The sequence below is a fragment of the Rhodoplanes elegans genome (assembly GCF_016653355.1).
Lineage (GTDB): Bacteria > Pseudomonadota > Alphaproteobacteria > Rhizobiales > Xanthobacteraceae > Rhodoplanes > Rhodoplanes elegans.
The window spans coordinates 13562-29016 of sequence record NZ_NHSK01000132.1 but is presented as its reverse complement, the minus strand read 5'-3'; the positions used below and the strand labels follow the sequence as shown (position 1 = coordinate 29016).

General features: G+C 69.6%; 16 protein-coding genes. 8 read left to right on the top strand and 8 right to left on the bottom strand.

All coding sequences use genetic code 11. The annotated features are described in order from the left end of the window. The 4 genes from CCR97_RS16860 to CCR97_RS16845 form a co-directional block, all read left to right on the top strand. Window positions 1–705, top strand: a 705-nt coding sequence (locus CCR97_RS16860) for a UPF0280 family protein (RefSeq protein WP_201159683.1), incomplete at its 5' end; no start/stop codon positions are given. Between the two features lie 14 nt (window positions 706–719). After that, entirely contained in the window at window positions 720–1304 is a 585-nt protein-coding gene (locus CCR97_RS16855) for an amino acid synthesis family protein (RefSeq protein ID WP_111359901.1), read from the top strand. Then, a complete protein-coding gene (locus CCR97_RS16850) occupies window positions 1301–1885 on the top strand; it encodes an amino acid synthesis family protein (protein ID WP_201159682.1) in 585 nt (194 codons plus the stop codon). Before CCR97_RS16855 ends, CCR97_RS16850 begins: the two co-directional genes overlap by 4 nt. Window positions 1886–2039: 154 nt before the next feature. Then, entirely contained in the window at window positions 2040–2483 is a 444-nt protein-coding gene (locus CCR97_RS16845) for a MarR family winged helix-turn-helix transcriptional regulator (protein WP_111360783.1), read from the top strand. 204 nt (window positions 2484–2687) lie between these two features. Here the strand turns inward: CCR97_RS16845 and CCR97_RS16840 are convergent, their stop codons facing one another. Next, window positions 2688–3881 (bottom strand): amidohydrolase family protein, encoded by a 1194-nt coding sequence (locus tag CCR97_RS16840; RefSeq protein WP_111358934.1) that lies wholly within the window; start codon window positions 3879–3881, stop codon window positions 2688–2690. A gap of 172 nt (window positions 3882–4053) precedes the next feature. On the opposite strand from CCR97_RS16840, the gene CCR97_RS16835 reads away from it, so the two are divergent. Further along, window positions 4054–4827 carry a ferredoxin--NADP reductase gene (locus CCR97_RS16835; protein ID WP_111358933.1) on the top strand — a complete coding sequence of 258 codons (774 nt, stop codon included), beginning with the start codon at window positions 4054–4056 and terminating at the stop codon, window positions 4825–4827. Window positions 4828–5002: 175 nt separating this feature from the next. Here the strand turns inward: CCR97_RS16835 and CCR97_RS16830 are convergent, their stop codons facing one another. From CCR97_RS16830 to CCR97_RS16810, 5 genes are all read right to left on the bottom strand, one after another. Further along, a complete protein-coding gene (locus CCR97_RS16830; RefSeq protein WP_111358932.1) occupies window positions 5003–5728 on the bottom strand; it encodes an ABC transporter ATP-binding protein in 726 nt (241 codons plus the stop codon). Further along, window positions 5725–6531, bottom strand: coding sequence for an ABC transporter ATP-binding protein (locus CCR97_RS16825; protein WP_111358931.1), 807 nt, complete (start codon window positions 6529–6531; stop codon window positions 5725–5727). Before CCR97_RS16825 ends, CCR97_RS16830 begins: the two co-directional genes overlap by 4 nt. Continuing rightward, the gene (locus tag CCR97_RS16820) at window positions 6528–8438 is read right to left on the bottom strand and encodes an ABC transporter permease (protein WP_111358930.1); all 1911 of its coding nucleotides are present in this window, start codon (window positions 8436–8438) and stop codon (window positions 6528–6530) included. Before CCR97_RS16820 ends, CCR97_RS16825 begins: the two co-directional genes overlap by 4 nt. A gap of 288 nt (window positions 8439–8726) precedes the next feature. Further along, a complete protein-coding gene (locus CCR97_RS16815) occupies window positions 8727–9875 on the bottom strand; it encodes an ABC transporter substrate-binding protein (RefSeq protein ID WP_201159684.1) in 1149 nt (382 codons plus the stop codon). Window positions 9876–10277: 402 nt separating this feature from the next. Then, entirely contained in the window at window positions 10278–11681 is a 1404-nt protein-coding gene (locus CCR97_RS16810) for a sodium:solute symporter family protein (RefSeq protein ID WP_201159681.1), read from the bottom strand. Between the two features lie 303 nt (window positions 11682–11984). Between CCR97_RS16810 and CCR97_RS16805 the strand changes: the two genes are divergently transcribed. Next, window positions 11985–12902, top strand: a complete 918-nt coding sequence (locus CCR97_RS16805) for a LysR family transcriptional regulator (protein ID WP_111357657.1) — start codon at window positions 11985–11987, stop codon at window positions 12900–12902. A gap of 197 nt (window positions 12903–13099) precedes the next feature. Further along, window positions 13100–14221, top strand: coding sequence for a pyridoxal phosphate-dependent aminotransferase (locus tag CCR97_RS16800; protein ID WP_111357658.1), 1122 nt, complete (start codon window positions 13100–13102; stop codon window positions 14219–14221). A 34-nt stretch (window positions 14222–14255) separates the two neighbouring features. Here CCR97_RS16800 and CCR97_RS16795 read toward each other — a convergent pair whose 3' ends face one another. Together CCR97_RS16795 and CCR97_RS16790 are read right to left on the bottom strand one after the other, a co-directional pair. After that, window positions 14256–14438, bottom strand: a complete 183-nt coding sequence (locus CCR97_RS16795) for a hypothetical protein (RefSeq protein ID WP_111357659.1) — start codon at window positions 14436–14438, stop codon at window positions 14256–14258. 220 nt (window positions 14439–14658) lie between these two features. After that, entirely contained in the window at window positions 14659–14871 is a 213-nt protein-coding gene (locus CCR97_RS16790; RefSeq protein ID WP_111357660.1) for a hypothetical protein, read from the bottom strand. Between the two features lie 186 nt (window positions 14872–15057). Between CCR97_RS16790 and CCR97_RS16785 the strand changes: the two genes are divergently transcribed. Beyond that, entirely contained in the window at window positions 15058–15453 is a 396-nt protein-coding gene (locus CCR97_RS16785; RefSeq protein WP_111357661.1) for a rhodanese-like domain-containing protein, read from the top strand. The last annotated feature ends 2 nt before the right edge of the window (window positions 15454–15455 follow it).

Here is a 15455-nt window from a genome sequence, read left to right as displayed (position 1 = left end):
GTGGGGGGCTCTTGCGACGAGTCACAAAGCGGTTTGGTCGGCTCTGTCGCGAAACGCATGGCCGCGGCGGTGTGGCCGTACGCGGATAAAATCTTCATCACGCCGATGGCCGCCGTCGCCGGCAGTGTGGCGGACGAGATCCTCGCGGCGATGGTTTCGGTTGCGGGTGCCGGGCTCGCGCGGGCGTATGTCAACAACGGCGGCGACATCGCGCTCCATCTGACGCCCGGCACCCGCTTCACCACCGGGCTGGTCGACCGGCCCGATCACCCGTCGATCTTCGGCACGGCCGAGATCACGGCCGATGACCCGGTGCGCGGCATCGCGACGTCGGGCGCGGGTGGCCGCAGCTTCTCGCTCGGGATCGCGGATGCCGTCACGATTCTGGCCCGCGATGCCGCGAGCGCTGACGCCGCCGCGACCGTCGTCGGCAACGCGATCGACATCGCGCATCCCGGGATCGTCCGGGTGGCGGCTCGTGACATTCAGCCGGACAGCGATCTCGGCGAATTCCTGGTCACCCGCGCCGTGCCGCCGCTGGCCCAGCCGGAGATCGACGCGGCGCTCGACGCGGGTGTCGCGGTCGCGGAACGGTTACGCGCCGAAAACCTGATCGTCGCCGCCGCGCTGCATCTGCAGGGCACGACCCGCAGCGTGGGGCCGCTCCTGCGGTCGGCAATCTCCGACCAATCGTTACGAGTCTGACAGGGCAATCGTTCATGGCCGAAGTTCTGGTGAGAAAGCGTCTCGTCACCGTGGAGGAGATCTTCCACGAAGGTGGTCCCGTCACGGGCCGCACGATCAAGCGCGGCGCCGCGATCGCCGTGATCAAGAACCCGTTCGCCGGGCGCTATGTCGAAGACATCGCCTTCTTCATGAAGGATCTCGAGCCGCTCGGCGTGTCGCTCGCGCAGGCGCTTCTCGATGCGCTCGGCGGCGAGGCCGCGGCCATCGAAGGCTACGGCAAGGGTGCCATCGTCGGCGAGGCGGGCGAGCTGGAGCACGGCGCCCTGTGGCACGTGCCCGGCGGCTACGCGATGCGCGACGTGCTCGGCAGCACCAAGGCGATCGTGCCGTCGACCAAGAAGGTCGGCGGGCCGGGCAGCCGGCTCGACGTCCCGATCACCCATGTCAATGCATCCTATGTGCGGACGCACTACGATGCCATGGAGGTCGGCGTTCCGGACGCGCCGCGCGCCGACGAAATCGCGCTGGTGCTGGTGATGACCATGGGCGGCCGCGTGCACGCGCGCATCGGCGGGCTCCTGGCTCATCAGATCGAGAAGTGGGATGGACTGCGATGAATCTTAAGATCCGCAAGCTGGTGACCGTCGTCGACGAGACTCTCACCGAGATGGGCCACGCGGTCGAGCCGCCGGTGCGGCGCGCAGCCGCGATCGCCGTGATCGATAACCCGTATGCCGGCATCTATGTCGAGGATCTCGGGGCCCTGATCGACTTCGGGGAGGAGCTCGGCAAGCTGCTGTCCGAGAAGGCCGTGGCGGCGCTCGGCGTGCCCGGTGAAAAGTGCGAGAGCTACGGCAAGGCGGCGCTGGTCGGCGCCGACGGCGAGCTGGAGCATGCCGCGGCGCTGCTGCATCCCAAGATGGGGGCGCCGGTGCGCAAGACGCTCGGCAAGGGTGCGGCCCTGATCCCGTCGTCGAAGAAGCGCGGCGGCCCGGGCCAGGAGCTCGACATCCCGCTCGGCCACAAGGACGCCGCCTTCGTGCGCAGCCATTTCGACGGCATGCAGGTGTCGATCAACGACGCGCCGCGCGCCAACGAGATCATGGTCGCCGTGGCGATCACCACGGGCGGTCGTCCGCTGCCGCGCGTCGGCGGGCTGAAGACGACCGAGATCAAAGGCGAGGACGGCCTGCGCTGAGGCTCTCACGTCCTTCGTCATTCCGGGACGCCGCGCAGCGGCGTGCCCGGAATCCATACTCACGGACAGGGGGTATGGATTCCGGGCTCGCGGACCTTCGGTCCGCGCCCCGGAATGACGGGGAATTGGTACCGATCTGTTGCGAGGGCAGGGCATGACGAAGGTCGCGGCGGTGAAGTCTCGCGCGGGCAGCTACTGCCTGGACGAGCAGGTCGGCTTCATGCTGCGCCAGGTGAGCCAGCGCCACACGGCGATCTTCTCCGAGAAGATCGGCTGCGATCTCACGTCGATGCAGTGGGCCGTGCTGTCGAAGCTGCGCGAGGTCGGTGCCACCTCGCAGAATCAGCTCGGCCGCGCCACCGCCATGGACGTCGCAACCGTCAAGGGCGTGGTCGACCGCCTCACGGCGCGCGGCCTGATCAGCATCGCGCCCGATCCCGACGACGCGCGCCGCCGCCTCGTCGATCTCACGCCGAAGGGCCGCGCCCTGGTCGATGATCACACCGGAAAAGCGCACGCCATCTCGGACGAGACGCTCGCGCCGCTCACCGCCGCCGAGCGCAAGACCTTCATGAGCCTGCTCGCCAAGCTGAGGTGAAGGTCATGGCACGCCGTCTCACCTCTCCCCGCACGCGGGGAGAGGTCGACATTCGCGCATTCGGCGCGGATGTCGGGTGAGGGGGCGTTGCCGCGAGTCTGAGCGTCGAGGAAGCGCCCCCTCACCCGACTCGCCGCTGTCGCGGCGAGCCACCCTCTCCCCGCACGCGGGGAGAGGGAACGATGCGCGTCCGTTCTCCCCGCCTCACACCACCGCGGGCACCTTCGTCGCGGGCGGGGTGTTGCGGCTGCGGCCGGTGCGCACGATGCCGTCGATGACGGTCATGCCGATGCCCGGCAGGTCGCCGAGCTGGATGGACTCCAGGAAGTCCTTGCCGGCGGAGTGCTGGGCCTTGTCCATCAGCACGAAGTCGGCGGCGCGGCCGGTCTCGATCAGGCCGACGTCGAGGGCGCGCATGCGCGCCGTGTTGCCGGTGGCGAAGCAGAAGGCGATCTCGGCCGGCACCTCGCCGAGTGCGGAGAGCATCGACACCATGCGGATGATGCCGAGCGGCTGCACGCCTGAGCCGGCCGGCCCGTCGGTGCCGAGGATGACGCGCTCGAGCTGGCCGAGCTCGCGGGCGGTGCGCAACGTGTAGAGCGCGGCGCGCTCGTTGCCGTTGTGGACGATCTCGAGGCCGCGCCGGCAGCCCTCGCAGATGCAACGGATCTCGCGATCGGGCAGGGCCGTGTGGCCGCCGTTGATGTGACCGACCACGTCGGTGTCGGCCTCCAGCACCATGTCGGCGCCGATCAGGCCGGAGCCCGGGATCGACGGGCCGCCGGTGTGGATGGTGGACTGTATGCCGTACTTGCGCGCCCACGCGACCATCTCGCGCGCGTTCTTGCCGTCCTTGACGCCGCCGAGGCCGACCTCGCCCAGGAGCTTCACGCCGGCGGCGGCGAGTTCCTTGAAGTCGTCCTCGGTCATGCCGAGCTCGAGCACCGGCGCACCGGCATGAAGCTTCACGCCCGCGACGCGGAACGCATCGAAGCAGCGCTGCGCCGTGATCGCCATCGCCTTGAGGCCGACGATGTCGCGCGGCCGGCCCGGCGTGTGCACCTCGCCGGCCGAGATCATGGTGGTGACGCCGCCGTGCAGTGTGGAATCGATCCAGCCGAGCTGATTCTGGCGCGGCGTCCAATCACCCGCGACCGGGTGGACATGACTGTCGATCAGGCCGGGCGCCAGCACGGTGCCGTTGGCGTCGACCACCGTGGTCGCGCCCTCGACGTCGACATCCTTCAGCTTGCCGATTGCGGAGATCCGGCCGTCGACGGCCACGACGGTATCCGCATCGAGGATCGGATTCTCCAGCGCACCCGACAGGAGAAGGCCGATGTTGCGGATGACCAGCTTGGTAGGACCGCTCGGTCCCGCCGGCGCGTCCTGAGCCATGGTTTCTTCTCCTCGTTGCTGGACGGACCGCGATCACCCCGGTATCCGGCCGTTTCGGGCCGTTGACAAGGCCGCCGCGGCTCCGTCATATTGTTAGTACACTAACGAATGTCGGTCGCCAAGATGGCGACCGGAACTCCCGGCTTCCTGGAATTCCTCGAAGGTTCGACCCATGAGCAACTTCTTCGAAGAGCAGGTTCTCGACGTTCACCACTGGACCGACAGGCTCTTCAGCTTCTCGACGACGCGCGATCCCGGCTGCCGGTTCAAGAGCGGCCAGTTCGTGATGCTGGGCCTTCCCGGCGAGGGGCGGCCGCTGCTGCGCGCCTACTCGATCGCCTCGCCGCACTACGCCGATGTGCTCGACTTCTTCTCGATCAAGGTGCCGAACGGCCCGCTCACCTCGAAGCTGCAGCAGATCCGGCCGGGCGACCGCATCGTCATCGGCCGCAAGGCGACCGGCACGCTGGTGATCGACAATCTGAAGCTGGGCGCGACGCTCTATCTGCTCGCCACCGGTACCGGCCTCGCCCCCTTCATGTCGACGATCCGGGATCCCGAGACCTTCGAGCGGTTCGAGAAGGTGGTGCTGGTGCACGGCGTGCGCACCGTCGCCGAACTGGCCTACCGCGAGAAGATCGAGGAGGAGCTGCCGCAGGACGAGTTTCTGGGCGAGATGATCTCCCAGCAGCTGATCTACTATCCGACCGTCACGCGCGAAGAGTTCCGCAACCGGGGCCGCATCACCCATCTGATCACGACGGGCAAGCTCTTTTCCGACATAGGCCTGCCGGGGCTCGATCCGGTGCGCGACCGCGTGATGATGTGCGGCAGCCCGGCGCTGCTCGCCGACATGACGCCGATTCTCGAGGGCATGGGCTTTGTCGAAGGCAACACCGGCGAGCCGGGCGACTACGTGATCGAGAAGGCTTTCGCGGAGAAGTGACGACAGCGGGCTGCGGCCAGGATCGCTCTCCCCTCCGTCATGGCCGGGCTTGTCCCGGCCATCCACGTCCTTGTCCGGCGTTCGGCCGTATCGTGGATGCCCGGCACAAGGCCGGGCATGACGGCTCGGAGTTTGTGGGAGCCGGGCACGGACCACCTGGGTCGTGGCTCGGTCCTCACACCGCCAGATAGGCATCGCGCACATCGGGGCGCGCCTCGAGCTCGGCCAGCGTGCCGGTGAACTGCACGCGGCCCTTTTCGATGATCACGGCGCGATCGGAGATCAGCCGCGCGAAATGAAGGTTCTGCTCGGAGAGCAGGATCGACAGGCCCTCCTTTTTCATCGCCAGGATGGCGGCCGCCATCTGCTCGACGATCTTCGGGGCGAGGCCTTCGGACGGCTCGTCGAGCAGCACCAGCGACGGGTTGCCCATCAGGGTGCGGGCGATGGTGAGCATCTGCTGCTCGCCGCCGCTCATCCGCCCGCCCGGGCGCTTGCGCATCTCGGCGAGGTTGGGGAACAGCGTGTAGAGCTTCTCGGGCTCCCAGGTCGGCGCGCCCTCGCGCGGCTTCTGGCGGCCGACCATCAGGTTCTCCTCGACGGTCAGATCCGAGAAGATGCGGCGGTTCTCCGGCACGAAGCCAAGGCCGCGCCGCGCGATCTCGTAGGTCGGCAGGTCCGTCACCTCCTCGGCGTCGAACCACACCGTGCCGGTGCGGCGCGCCACCATGCCCATGATGGACAGGAACGTGGTCGACTTGCCGGCGCCGTTGCGGCCGAGCAGGGCGACGACCTCGCCGGTGTGCACCGAGAACTCGACGTCGAACAGGATGTGAGCCTGGCCGTAGAAGGCGTTGAGCTTCACGACGTCGAGCTGCGAGGTGTGCGGACGTTCGGTCATCGGTGCGCCCCGGTCGCTGCGGCGGCGCCCGCCGCGCCGTCCTGGTGGCGGGCGTCGTAGACGAGGCCTTCGCCGAGATAGATGGCCTGCACCTCGGGGTCGCGTCGCACCTCGGCGGGCGGTCCCTCGGCGATCAGCATGCCGCGCGACAGCACCATCAGGCGGTCGGCGTGCTCGAACACCACGTCCATGTCGTGCTCGGTGAACAGGACCCCGATGCCCTCGCGCCGCGCGATCTCGGCGGTGAGCCGCATCAGCTCGATGCGCTCCTTCGGCGCCATGCCGGCGGTCGGCTCGTCCATCAGGAGAAGCTTCGGTCGGTTGGCGAGCGCGATCGCGAGCTCGAGCCGCTTGAGGTCGCCATAGGCGAGCTCGGCGGCGGCGCGCTCCGCATAACCGCCCATGCCGACCAGCCCGAGCAGGCGGTCCGCCTCGTCGGCGTCCTTGGCCGCGCTGCCCCAGAAGCGACGCAGCGCATGCGCATACGAGAGCAGCGCCACCTGCACGTTCTCGCGCACCGTCATCGACGCGAAGGTGGCGGTGATCTGGAAGGTCCGGCCGACGCCCATGCGCCACACGGCGCGCGGCGGCTTGCCGACGGTCGGCTCGCCGTCGATCCGGATGGTGCCGGCGTCGGGGCGGATCTGGCCGTTGAGCATGTTGAAGCAGGTGCTCTTGCCGGCGCCGTTCGGGCCGATCAGCGCGAGGATCTCGCCGCGATCGAGGTCGAAGGAGACGTCGCGCACGGCCTGCACGCCGGCATAGGATTTCGAGAGGCTCTGGACCTCGAGCAGGCGGGTCACGGCTGCGCCTCCTTGATGACGGCGTCTGACGGTGCGGGCGCCGACGCGGCGGCGCGGCGCGCCGCGCGCCCGGCCTCGAAGCGCGCCCGCCAGTCGGCGAGCGTGCCGACGATGCCCTTCGGGAAGGCGAGCACGATGACGACGATCGCGGCGCCGAGCACCAGCTTCGAGTAGTCGGTTTGGCTCATCAGCCAGATGGACATCGCCTTGAACACCAGCGCGCCGACGATCGGGCCGAGCACCGTCTCGATGCCGCCGAGCAGCACCATCACGAGCCCGTCGACCGAGGTCGGGATGCCCATCACGTCGGGGAAGACGCTGCCTTTCAGGAAGGCGAACAGCGCGCCGCCGAGGCCGGCCGCGGCGCCCGCCATCACGAAGGCGACCCACTGGATGCGCTTGCGATCGATGCCGATCGCCTCGGCGCGCAGCTCGGAGTCGCGCGTCGCTCGCAACGCGTAGCCGAACGGCGAGAAGATCACCATCTGCAGGAAGGCGAGCGCCGGCACCACGAAGGCGAGCGTGACCCAGAAGAACGCCCCCGGCGTCGACGCGAAGGGCGCCGGCCAGATGCCGAGGATGCCGTTGTCGCCGCCCGTCACCGACACCCACTGGAAGGCGATCGACCAGACGATCTGCGAGAAGGCGAGCGTCAGCATGGCGAAGTAGACGCCGGTGAGCGACACGGCGAACCAACCGACGATCGCGGCGCCGATCGCGGCCAGCACGGGGCCGGCGCAGATCGCGACCAGCATGGGTAGCCCCGCAGCCTTGACGGCGAAGGCGGCGCCATAGGAGCCGAGCCCGAAATAGGCGGCGTGGCCGAACGAGGCGAGGCCGCCGACGGTCATGAGCAGATGCAGGCTCGCGGCGAACAGCGTGAAGATCAGGAGCTCGCTGCCGACCGTCAGCGCGTAGTCGGAGAGCCACAGCGGCTGCAGCGCGACGACGAAGACCACGGCCGCGGCGATCATCAGCTCGGTGCGGCCGAGCGGGCGCCACGGCCGCACGGTGGCGCCGACCGCCGCTTGCGCGGGCGGCGGCATCTTGCCGAACAGGCCCCACGGCCGCACGACCAGCACGATCGCCATCACGACGAACACAAGCACCAGCGAGATCTTCGGGAAGACCAGGATGCCGAAGGCGTTGAGCTGCGAGACGATGATGGCGGCCACGAAGGCGCCCGTGGTCGAGCCGAGCCCGCCGATCACCACGACCACGAAGGCCTCGACGATGATGCGCAGATCCATCGAGTGATTGACGGCGTCGCGCGGGATCTGCAGGGCGCCGCCCAGCGCCGCCAGAAAGACGCCGAGCGCGAACACGCCGGTGAACAGCCATTTCTGATTGATGCCGAGCGCCGCCACCATGGCGCGGTCGTGCGTCGCGGCGCGCACCAGCACGCCCCAGCGGGTGCGGTGGAACAGCACCCACAGGCCGGCCAGCACCAGCGGGCCGAGCACGATCAGGAACAGGTCGTAGGAGGGGATGCGCTTGCCGAACATCTCGACGGCGCCGGCGAGCCCCGGCGCGCGCGGACCGACCAGATCCTCGGGCCCCCAGATCACCAGCACCAGGTCCTCGACCATCAGCGTCACGCCGAAGGTGGCGAGGAGCTGGAACAGCTCGGGCGCGTGATAGATCCGCCGCAACAGCGTCATCTCGAGCAGCGCCCCCAGCACGGCGACGACCGCGGCGGCGGCGAGCAGCGACAGCCAGAACCCGTAGGCGCCGGCGAAGCGCTCGGTCAGCGTGTAGGCGACGTAGGCCCCCAGCATGTAGAACGCGCCGTGCGCGAAGTTCACGATGCGGGTGACGCCGAAGATGATCGACAGGCCGGAGGCGACCAGGAAGAGCGAGGCCGCGCTCGCGAGGCCGGTCATGAACTGGACGAAGACGAGCTGCATCGGCGGTCACGATCGGGTTGGGCCGAACAGGTCGGCGAGGCTCCGCGACGCAGGCGCGGCGGTGACGGCGGGGCTGTCGTTTCGACGTCGAAGGTCACGGCACGGGGGTGGGGCGCATGGTTCTCCCCGTCGGGGGGAGAGGTCGGGGCTCGCGCGCATGGCACGCGCGCATGGCACGAGCTCCGGGCGAGGGGACACGGCGGCAGGAACGGGCGCCGACGTCCATCTCACCGTCGGGAGCGCGGGTCGGCGCGCTCCCGACAGGGTCGTCCGCGAGGGACGGTCCGCTCAGTTCTGCGGGCGCAGCTTCTTCACCTCGTCGTCGCTCGGCAGATACTTGGCGCCGTCGCGATAGCTGTAGTCGACCATGATGCCCTTGCCGTCCTTGACGGCGGTCTTGCCGACGAAGGCGCCGAGCGTCGACTGGTGGTCGATGTCGCGGAACTTGACCTTGCCGAACGGCGTGCCGACCTCGAGGCCCTTGGTGGCGGCGATCAGCTTGTCAGTCTCGGTCGAGTTCGCCTTCTTCAGCACCTCGGCCGCCGAGTACATCAGGGCGTAGCCGACGACCGAGCCGAGGCGCGGATAGTCGTTGTACTTCGCCTGATAGGCCTTGAGGAACGCCTGGTGCTCCGGCGTCTCGACGCCGTACCAGGGATAGCCGGTGACGAGCCAGCCCTCGGGCGTCTCGGTTTTCAGCGGGTCGATGTATTCGGGCTCGCCGGTCAGGAACGACACCACGGTCTTGCCCTGGAACAGGCCGCGGGTGTTGCCCTCGCGCACGAACTTCACGAGGTCGGGACCGAACGTGACGTTGAGGATCGCCTCCGGCTTGGTCGCGGCGAGGGCCTCCACGACGGCACCGGCGTCGATCTTGCCCTGCGGCGGCCACTGCTCGCCGACCCACTCGATGTCCGGGCGCTTCTCCGACAGGAGCTTCTTGAACACCGCGACGGCCGACTGGCCGTACTCGTAGTTCGGCGCCACCGTGGCCCACTTCTTGGCCGGCAGCTTGGCGGCCTCCTCGGCCAGCATGGCGGCCTGCATGTAGTTCGAGGGCCGCAGGCGGAACGTGTAGGGATTGCCCTTCGACCAGACGATCGCGTCGGTGAGCGGCTCGCCGGCGAGATAGTAGATCTTCTTCTGCGCCGCGAAGTCGGCGATGGCGAGGCCGATATGCGAGAAGAAGGCGCCGGTGAGCATCACCACGCCTTCCTTGGAGACCAGCTCGTTGGCCGCCGTCACGGCGTCGGCGGGCTTGCCGGCGTCGTCCTTGGAGATCACGACGAGCTTGTTGCCGTTGATGCCGCCCTTCGCGTTGATCTCCTCGACGGCGAGCTGCCAGCCCTTGCGGTAGGGCTCGGTGAAGGCGGGCAGGCCGGAATAGCTGTTGATCTCGCCGATCTTGATGTCGGCGGCGAGGAGCTGTCCGGGCATCGCCAGCACGAAGGCGGCGGCCAGGACGTGACGGCGCGATACGGTTTTCGACACGGCGATGATCCCTCTCTTCGCTCGACTCGACCGGCTCCGACGGCCCGGGCGACGGGTCGTCGGCGCCGACGCGGATGCGTCGGGGGAGAGTGCGCCGTCGGCCTGGCTCGTCGTCCGCGAGGACCGCGAATTCGTTAGCACACTAACGGTATCAACTCCTCGTTCCCGCGCAAGGTCGAAACGCAGGCAGCGCCGCGGCATTCTTGCATATTGTTTGGACGTGTCGACCGGCAAAAAGGCGAGACCGCACCGCAGCGTCGCGCTTTTTCGCTGCGCGCACCGGCGGATCGTTGCCTGCTTTTCCTTCAGTTTCGCCGCAGTGCGAAAGGTCGGCCGGGCGACGCGTGATCAGGCCGAGGGGGTGTCGCGACGGTTGGTCGCGGCGGCGCGCAGGACGCCGAGCCCGACCACGCCGGCGCTCACCGCGAGGCCGGTCATCAGCGGGTTGATCGGCAGCGGCAGCACGAGGCGGACCAGCACGGCCGCGGCCGTGCTGCCGACGATCGAGGCGATGGCCCATCGGGCCGGCAGCCGGCCGGGGCAGAACACGGCGAGCGACAGCGGCAGGAAGACGGCGGCGCCGCGCAGCGCCATCGACATGTAGTTCCAGTCGAGCACATAGGAGTCGAGCGCCGACAGCGCGATCAGCATCGACAGCACGGTGACGCCCAGCACGCAGGCGCGATTGATGGTCAGGATGGTCGCGTCGTCGCGCAGGCCGAGAAGGCCGCGGCCGATGTCGTTGGCCATCATGGTGCCGATGCCGAGCGCGAGGCCGGCGATCGAGCCGACCACCGAGATCAGAATCCCGGCGAGCCCGATCCCGCCGATCCAGCCCGGCACGTAGCGGATCAGATAGACGGGCAGGGCGAGCACCGGCGCGAGCTCCGGATGCCTGGCGTGCATCAGCATGCCGATCGCGATCGAGGGCAGGCCGATCGGGATGGTGATCAGCGCCGCCGTCGCCGCGCCGACCGCGGCGACCCGCGTGTCGGAGGCCGCGTAGATGGCCTGCACGTAGGTCTGCGTGCAGACCACGCCGATGATCAGCGACATCAGGTTGTACAGCGTCTCGCCGGTGCCGCGGCCCCACAGGCTGAACCACGGGACGGCCGGGAACACGGCGTCGAAGTCGGGCATCTGCCAGAGCGACACCGTCGCGTAGCCCCCGGCAATCATCAGCGACAGCCACAGCACGCCCATTTTGACGATGCCGGCGACGCCGGCGCCCTTCAGGCCGCCGAACATCCCGTAGGCGGCGACGAGCAGCACCAGCATCGATGCCGACATCCAGGCCGACAGACCGAACATCGCGACCATCAGATGGATGCCGGCGAGCGCGCTCGCCACCGCGCTGAACAGGATGCCGAGCGACGAGACGAGGCTCGTCAGCGGGCCGGCCGAGCGGCCGTAGGGGATCGTCAGATATTGCGGGATGGTCTCGAGCCCGCTCCGGCGCAGCGGACGGGCGTAGAAGACGGCGAGCACCAGGAGCGCGATGCCGGTGCCGAGCGTGAACCACCAGCCCGACAGCCCGACCGCCGCCGCCATCTGGGCGGTGCCGACCGTCGAGGCGCCGCCGATCGCCGTTCCCGAGATGCTGCCGGCGATCAGGGTCGCGCCGGCCGAGCGGCCGTTCAGGCTGTAGGCCTGCGCCGAGCGCACGTTCCGCGACGACCAGGCGCCGAGGACGACGACGACCGCGAGGGTGCCGACGAGGGCGGCGATCTGGGCGACGGAGAGGGAGAGCATTTTTCTGGCGACGCTTGCGGGGGTTGCGGCGCGCGCTGTTCGCGCGTCGCCGGTACGATGGTGCGATGCACCATGCGCCCGGAGCCGGCGGCGGGTCCAATGCTTGGTTGCACTTTTATAATCGCAGAAATGGATTAAAAGGAGGAGGAGCGGCGCCTGCGCGGCCCAGCCTCCATGCTCCGCTCATCCCCGCGAAAGCGGGGATCCAGGGTTTCTTGCCGTGCCGCCCCTGGGTCCCCGCCTTCGCGGGGACGAGCGGAAACGGCGGCTTCGCCGCGCCTCGTCGCCGACCGTGGGGACCTCATGGATCTCAAATCCGTCCGCTGCTTCGTCGAGGTCGCCGACAACCTGCATTTCGGCCGGGCCGCCGAGCGGCTGCGGCTCGCGCAGTCGGTGGTCAGCCGGCAGATCGCCGGGCTCGAGGCGGAGCTCTCCGTGCGGCTGATCGAGCGCCACAAGCGGGCGCCGATCCGCCTCACGCCGGCCGGGGCGCTGTTCCTCGACGAGGCGCGCGCGGCGCTTGCGCAGTTCGAGCGGGCCGAGCTCGTCGTCCGCCAGGCGGGACGCGGCGAGCGCGGCCGCCTGGAGATCGGCTACGTCGCCTCCGCCACCTGGTCGGGCCTGTTGCCGTCCGCCGTGTTCGACTTCCGCCGCGAGCGGCCGGGCGTCACCGTCTCGCTCACCGAGATGGAGAGCTGGCGGCAGCTCGAGGCCCTCGCCGAAGGCCGCATCGACGTCGGCTTCCTGCGGCCACGGCCCGACTATCCGGCGAGCCTCGCGGTGCTGCCGCAGCTGCGCGAGCCGGTCCTCGTCGCGCTGCGCGCCGACCACCCGCTCGCCGCACTGCCCGGCGCGATCCCGGCGGCGCGGCTCGCCGGCGAGGCCTTCGCCGTGCCGCAGGCGGACGAGCGCGGCAGCTTCGTCGGGCACACGATGGCGATCGGCAAGGCGGGCGGCTTCGCGCCCCGCATCGCCCATCACGTGCTCGACTTCATCTCGGTGCTGAATCTCGTCGGCGTCGGGCTCGCCGTGGCGGCCGTGCCGTCGTCGCTGCAGCGCGTGCGGCTGCCCGACGTGGTCTACCGTCCGCTCGCCGATTGCGAGGTGTTCGCCGAGCTCGCCGCCGCCTCGCGGCGCAGCGGCAATGCCGCGGTGGTGCGCAGCTTCGTCCGGGTGCTCAAGGCGCGCGGCGAGACCGTGCTGCCGGTGAGCCTCGAATGACGCGCCGTCATTCCGGGGCGCGGCGAAGCCGCGAACCCGGAATCCAGCGACAATGTCGATGCTCCGGGCTGGATCCCGGGTTTGCGCTTTCAGCGCCCCCCGGAATGACGGCTGCTTCGCCGTCGTACAAAGTGATTGCCACCGCTCCGCGACGGCGGCACACAACGACGCCCCCGCCGCTCGCCATAGCCGAAACCATGCCCGCTCCGTTCACCGCCGCCCGCTTCACCGATCTCGTCGACAGCCTGCCCGCCACCGTGCCGTTCGTCGGCCCGGAGACCCAGGAGCGCGCCCGCGGAAGAACCTTCCGCGCCCGCATCGGGGCGAACGAGAACGCCTTCGGGCCGTCGCCGGACGCCGTCGCCGCCATGCGGGCCGCGGCCGCGGAGGCGTGGAAATACTGCGACCCCGAGAACCACGACCTGCGGCACGCGATCGCGGCCGCGCACGGCGTCGCGCCCGAGCACGTCTTCGTCGGCGAGGGGATCGACGGCATCCTCGGTCTCGTCGTGCGCATGCTGATCGGGCCGGGCCAGCCGGTCGTCTCGTCGCTCGGCGCCTACCCGACCTTCAACTTCCATGTGGCTGGGTTCGGCGGGCGGCTCGTCACGGTGCCGTATCGCGACGACCGCGAGGATCCGGAAGCGCTGATCGCCGCGGCGCGGCACGAGAGCGCCTCGCTCGTCTACATCGCCAATCCCGACAATCCGATGGGCACCTGGTGGCCGGCCGCCGACATCGTCCGCATGGTCGACGCGGTGCCGGACGGCACGCTCTTGCTGCTCGACGAGGCCTACGCGGAGTTCGCTCCTGACGGCGTCGCGCCCGACCTCGATCCGTCCGACCCGCGGGTCCTGCGCCTGCGCACCTTCTCCAAGGTGCACGGCCTCGCCGGCATCCGGGTCGGCTACGCCATCGGGGCCGCCCCGCTGATCCGCAGCTTCGACAAGGTGCGCAACCATTTCGGTATCAGCCGGATCAGCCAGGCCGGGGCGCTGGCGGCGATAAGGGATTCGGACCACGTCGTGCGGGTGCGGCGCGAGGTGGTGAAGGCGCGGACGCGAATCGGCGCGATTGCCCAGGCGAACGGGCTCGTGACGCTACCGTCGGCGACCAACTTCGGCGCCGTCGACTGTGGCCGCGACGGCGCCTATGCGCGCCGCGTCCTGCAGGCGCTGGTCGCGCGCGACGTGTTCGTGCGCATGCCGGGCGTCGCGCCGCTCGACCGCTGCATCAGGATCGGCTGCGGCCGTCCGGAGGAACTGGACATTCTCGCCGAGGAATTTGCCGCGGCGCTCGCCGAGGCGGCGGCCGGCTGACCGGAGCCCCGAGGCTGCCGGAGATCGGGGCCGGTCAGGTCTGGCCGGCGCCGGGCTTGCCACGCGGTCGCGGCCGCGGCGGTGGCGGCGGCAGGGTGCGGGCGAGGTGCAGCATCAGATCGATCGCCGCGGCGCGGATGAGGGTGCGGTCGGCGGCGCCGAGGGCGGCTCTGGGGCCGTGCCGTTCGCCGGGTGGCCCGTGTCGTCGATCGGTCATGGCTCCGCTCCTGTAGCGCGTCGCGACAGGGCGGTGGTCGCCGGTGGCAGCCATGGCCATGGGTCGCGGGGGTCCCGGGTCTCCGCGGAGCGATCCGCAGGGGAGCGATCCGCAGGCCGGCGCAGGCGAACATGTAACATCGCCCTGGGGCGGGACGTTCCATGCTGCGCGCGCTCGGCTGGTATTCCGACACAGGGGCGCCGCGTCGGGTGTCGGACGCTCAGTCGTGGTGGTTGTTGTTGCGAGAATTATCGCGGATCGCCAGCAGGCCGTCCTTGATGGCGTTGCGGATGCCTTCCTCGATCAACGTACGCGCGACCCCCGGCACGCTGGTGCCGTGGGTTCCCTGCCGGACCAGGCGCTCCAGGTAGCCGATGGTCGCCAGCGACAGGGTGATCGGGATGCGGTCGGTCTCGGCTTTCTCGGTGGCCATGACCGAAACGTTAACCCGAGCAATCCTGTACGGAAAAGACTCTATTTCGACTCTCTGGCGTGACCGCGATGTGGCTACGGCGGCCGGGTGCGGCGAGAGGTGGGCGGCCGGCACGGCATTGCGGATCGGGTCCGGGAGAGTTAGATCGAACCGAATATGTCCCCACCCGAGGAGCGAGGTTCGAGAATGGCCGGAAGCGTCAAGGAGATGCTGGCGGCGGCGAATGCCGTGGTGCCGAAGATCACGCCCGACGAGGCCAAGCGGATGATGGCGGAGGGCGGCGTCCTGGTTGTCGACGTGCGCGATGCGCCGGAGCTCGCCGCGAGCGGCAAGGTGCCGGGCGCCGTGCATGTCTCGCGCGGCATGCTGGAGTTCCGCGCCGATCCCGAGTCGCCCTATCACGACAAGGCGTTCGACAAGGCGAGGCCGGTCGTCCTCTACTGCGCCTCGGGCGGTCGCTCGGCGCTGGCCGGAAAAGTCCTCAAGGACTTCGGCTACGACAAGGTGTTCAACCTCGGCGCCTTCAAGGACTGGGTCGCCGCCGGCGGCGCGGTCGACAAGCCGCTCGACGCCGGCATGTGAGG

Excerpts from the sequence above, each read along its gene's own strand:
- CCR97_RS16845 (WP_111360783.1), top strand. The coding sequence starts at position 2,040 with ATGACGAAGGTCGCGGCGGTGAAGTCTCGCGCGGGCAGCTACTGCCTG.
- CCR97_RS16795 (WP_111357659.1), bottom strand. The coding sequence starts at position 14,438 with ATGACCGATCGACGACACGGGCCACCCGGCGAACGGCACGGCCCCAGA.
- CCR97_RS16790 (WP_111357660.1), bottom strand. The coding sequence starts at position 14,871 with ATGGCCACCGAGAAAGCCGAGACCGACCGCATCCCGATCACCCTGTCG.
- CCR97_RS16820 (WP_111358930.1), bottom strand. The coding sequence starts at position 8,438 with ATGCAGCTCGTCTTCGTCCAGTTCATGACCGGCCTCGCGAGCGCGGCC.
- CCR97_RS16850 (WP_201159682.1), top strand. The coding sequence starts at position 1,301 with ATGAATCTTAAGATCCGCAAGCTGGTGACCGTCGTCGACGAGACTCTC.
- CCR97_RS16830 (WP_111358932.1), bottom strand. The coding sequence starts at position 5,728 with ATGACCGAACGTCCGCACACCTCGCAGCTCGACGTCGTGAAGCTCAAC.
- CCR97_RS16855 (WP_111359901.1), top strand. The coding sequence starts at position 720 with ATGGCCGAAGTTCTGGTGAGAAAGCGTCTCGTCACCGTGGAGGAGATC.
- CCR97_RS16835 (WP_111358933.1), top strand. The coding sequence starts at position 4,054 with ATGAGCAACTTCTTCGAAGAGCAGGTTCTCGACGTTCACCACTGGACC.
- CCR97_RS16815 (WP_201159684.1), bottom strand. The coding sequence starts at position 9,875 with ATGCCCGGACAGCTCCTCGCCGCCGACATCAAGATCGGCGAGATCAAC.
- CCR97_RS16805 (WP_111357657.1), top strand. The coding sequence starts at position 11,985 with ATGGATCTCAAATCCGTCCGCTGCTTCGTCGAGGTCGCCGACAACCTG.
- CCR97_RS16800 (WP_111357658.1), top strand. The coding sequence starts at position 13,100 with ATGCCCGCTCCGTTCACCGCCGCCCGCTTCACCGATCTCGTCGACAGC.
- CCR97_RS16810 (WP_201159681.1), bottom strand. The coding sequence starts at position 11,681 with ATGCTCTCCCTCTCCGTCGCCCAGATCGCCGCCCTCGTCGGCACCCTC.
- CCR97_RS16840 (WP_111358934.1), bottom strand. The coding sequence starts at position 3,881 with ATGGCTCAGGACGCGCCGGCGGGACCGAGCGGTCCTACCAAGCTGGTC.
- CCR97_RS16785 (WP_111357661.1), top strand. The coding sequence starts at position 15,058 with ATGGCCGGAAGCGTCAAGGAGATGCTGGCGGCGGCGAATGCCGTGGTG.